This is a genomic window from Burkholderia sp. Tr-20390 (assembly GCF_017104595.1).
In the GTDB taxonomy this organism is placed as follows: Bacteria; Pseudomonadota; Gammaproteobacteria; order Burkholderiales; family Burkholderiaceae; genus Burkholderia.
This window is the reverse complement of the sequence record NZ_JAAGPC010000429.1, coordinates 1-908: the sequence shown is the minus strand read 5'-3', so window position 1 is coordinate 908 and position 908 is coordinate 1. Positions and strand designations below refer to the sequence as shown.

Sequence of the window (908 nt, the reverse complement as noted above, 5' to 3'; positions counted from 1 at the left end):
ACCGGTTGCCGCACCGGTTGCGGTCGACACCCCGCGCGCCGCGGCGGTCGAAACCGACGACGTGCGGCATGCGCTGACGCGCATCTGGACGGAATGCCTCGGCCATGAGCGGATCACGCCGACCGACGATTTCTTCGCGCTGGGCGGCGATTCGCTGCTGGCCGGGCGCGTGCTCGCGCGGATTCACGAGCGGCTGAATGCGGAGCTGACGCTCGAGGCGTTCTTCAGTGCGCCGACGATCGACGGGCTGGCCTGCGCGATTCACATGCAGGCCGAACCCGCGCAACCCGCCGAGCGGGCGGCAACGACGCCGGATGGCCGGCCGGCCGCCGGGCCGCGCCGCGCGCCGATGTCGTTCCAGCAGCGCCGGCTGTGGACGCTCGAACGGCTCGGCATGGGCGGTTCGGTCTTCCACCTGCCGCAATGCCTGCATCTGCACGGCGACGTCGACCGCGCGGCGCTGCACGCGGCGCTCGGCGGGCTGGTCGCGCGCCATCCGGTGCTGCGCACGTCGTTCCACGAAGGGCCGGACGGCGGCGGCGAGCAGCACGTGCATGCCGACGCGGCGGTCGCGCTGTCGATCCATGCGTACGCACGCGACACGGACGACACGGACGACGCGCTGCGCGCGTTCATCGCGCAGCATCGCGACGCGCTGCGGGCGGAGCCGTTCGATCTCGCGCGGCCGCCGCTGTTCCGCGCGCGGCTGCTCGAACTCGGGCCGCGCCGCGCGTGCCTGTTGATGTCGTTCCATCACATCGTCGTCGATGGCTGGTCGTTCCGGCTGATCGCGCAGGATCTCGCGTCGCTGTACGGCGCGGCGAGCCAGGGGCGCGCGCCGGAGGCCGCGCCGCCCGCGTGGGACTACGCGGACTACAGCGAGGAGCAGGCGGCGCGGTTCGCCGCCA

1 protein-coding gene is annotated in these 908 nt (G+C 73.3%); it reads left to right on the top strand.

Annotated elements, in window-relative coordinates:
• On the top strand, positions 1–908 hold a 908-nt coding region (locus G3N98_RS39365), incomplete at both ends, for a condensation domain-containing protein (protein ID WP_241026307.1).